The 2,241-nt window shown below is 64.7% G+C and carries 1 protein-coding gene; it reads left to right on the top strand.

Features of this window, described 5'->3' with window-relative positions; translation table 11 throughout:
* Positions 1-652 precede the first annotated feature (652 nt).
* Complete coding sequence (gene ltrA, locus BST27_RS30110; RefSeq protein ID WP_197518237.1) at positions 653-2,119, top strand: group II intron reverse transcriptase/maturase; 1,467 nt, start codon at positions 653-655, stop codon at positions 2,117-2,119.
* Positions 2,120-2,241 lie beyond the last annotated feature (122 nt).

Raw genomic sequence — 2,241 nt, 5'->3', positions numbered from 1 at the left:
GGCCGAGCTGTGCGCCACGAGGCGCTTGGTGTGTCGGGAGGTGGTGAGAGACCGTCTCTGTTGGGCCGTCGCAGCGGCCTGATGAAGCGTCGGGGCAGCCGATCGTCGGGAACGACGGGGATCGGTGGCAAGCGGCCCCGAAAAGGCGAGCCGTGCTGGTACTGCCAGACGGTGCGGGCTCGTTGAGCAAGGTCAGAAGGTGCAGCGCAAGCGAACCAGTGCTTGAAGCTCCGTAACCGCGAAGCCGGCTCCAACCTGGCGGATATGGGCCGGTCTGCAGTGCACGACCTCACCGGTGGTGGGGTCGACTCCGAAGCCGTTTAGTTCCATCGGTGGGGAGGTCACGGTGAAAGCCTGCGGCGTAACCGTGGCGATGCTGCCGGAGTAGAGCTGGGCACCTCCCTGACCAACCGGCGATCAGGTGAACGTGGGAACCATCCTGCGGGACCGTCGATTTCGCTGCGGGCATCCAGCCCGCAGTGGATCAGAAGACTCAGCGTTCGGAGTCGAGGGACCGTATCTGGGTGGGGCGGAGGCCTCGTAGTAGTCGCGGGCGGTGACGTGCCCGCCGTGGAGACCGAGAAAGGCGGTCACAGGGCGAAGGGGGCCAGCAAGACATGCAGTGCGAGTGCGGGAAGATCAGGAGGGTGTGATGTCGGCGGTGAATACCGACGAACTGGAGTTGGCGCTGATGCTGGCGCGGCAACGGGTACTGAAGATCCAGACCAAGCTGCACCGTTGGGCACGCGATGATCCGCATCGCCGGTTCGACGATCTGTTCAACCTCGTTTCCGATCCCGCTTTCTTGTTGGTGGCCTGGGATCGGGTCAGCGGGAACAAGGGTGCTGCCACGGCCGGAGTAGATCGGCGCACTGCGTCGTCCATCATGGCTGGGCAGGGTGTCGAGGAGTTCCTCGACGAACTGCGGTCCAGGGTGAAGGACCGCAGGTTCCGCCCGTTGCCGGTGCGCGAGCGGATGATCCCCAAAGCCGGTGGTGCGTTGCGCCGGTTGGGGATTCCGACCGTGGCCGACCGGGTGGTCCAAGCATCCTTGAAGCTGGTGCTTGAGCCGATCTTCGAGGCGGACTTCCTGCCGTGTTCCTACGGTTTCCGCCCGAACCGCCGAGCCCATGACGCGGTGGCCGAGGTGCGCTATCTCGCCACACGACCCCGGTGTTATGACTGGGTCGTTGAGGGAGACATCAAGGCCTGCTTCGACGAGATCGACCACAGCGCCCTGATGGGCCGGGTGCGTCGACGCGTCGGGGACAACCGCGTGCTGGGTTTGGTCAAGGCGTTCCTGAAGGCGGGCATCCTCACCGAGGACGCCCGATTGCAGGACAGCACCGCGGGAACCCCGCAGGGTGGCATCCTCTCACCGCTGTTGGCCAATGTGGCGTTGTCGGTACTCGATGAGTACATCGCCGCTCTGCCCGGTGGCTCGTCCACCGGGATCAACGAGCGTGCGAAACGATTGCGTCACGGGCTGCCGAATTTTCGGCTCGTCCGTTACGCCGACGACTGGTGCCTGATGATCCGCGGCACCAGAGCCGATGCCGAAGCGCTACGGGAGGACATCGCCGTCGTTCTGGCGACGATGGGGTTGCGGTTGTCCGATGACAAGACCCTGATCACCCACATCGAGGACGGTCTGGATTTCCTCGGGTGGCACATCCAGCGCCGCCGAAAACGGGGAACCAGTCGAAGCTACGTATACGTGCATCCGTGCACCAAGGCCGTGTTGGCGGTCAAACGGAAGCTCAAGACGTTGCGCCGAACAGTCGAACCCAACCAGCCGCTCGATGACCTGCTGCGCCGGATCAATTCGACGCTGCGGGGCTGGGCGGGCTATTTCCGGGCCGGGGTGTCCTCGGCGACCTTCTCCTACCTGAGCCACTACACGTGGCAGACGGTGTGGCGTTGGATGCGTCGCAAACATCGCAAGTCGACCTGGAAACAGCTGCGCCGCCTCTACTGTGGCGGCGGCTGGTGGCCAGCCACCGAGGACCACGTGCTGATCGATCTCGAACAGATCACCACGACCCGATACCGCTACCGCGGTTCGGTCATCCCCTCACCCTGGCCGATCACCGATACGGAGGCCACCACCGCCGCCTGACCGGGTCCTGTGGAGAGCCCGGTGCATTGAAAGGTGCACGCCGGGTTCGGGAAGCGGCCCGGGAAAACGGAACAACCCCAACGGTTGTCACCGCGTCCCGGGCCGACTTTCACCGACCGGCC

The sequence above is a fragment of the Mycobacterium intermedium genome, from assembly GCF_002086275.1.
GTDB classification, from domain to species: Bacteria; Actinomycetota; Actinomycetes; order Mycobacteriales; family Mycobacteriaceae; genus Mycobacterium; species Mycobacterium intermedium.
This window is presented reverse-complemented; position numbering and strand designations above follow the sequence as displayed.

Bases quoted from the DNA above. Each gene is read 5' to 3' on its own strand.
- ltrA (WP_197518237.1), top strand. From the start codon at position 653: ATGTCGGCGGTGAATACCGACGAACTGGAGTTGGCGCTGATGCTGGCG.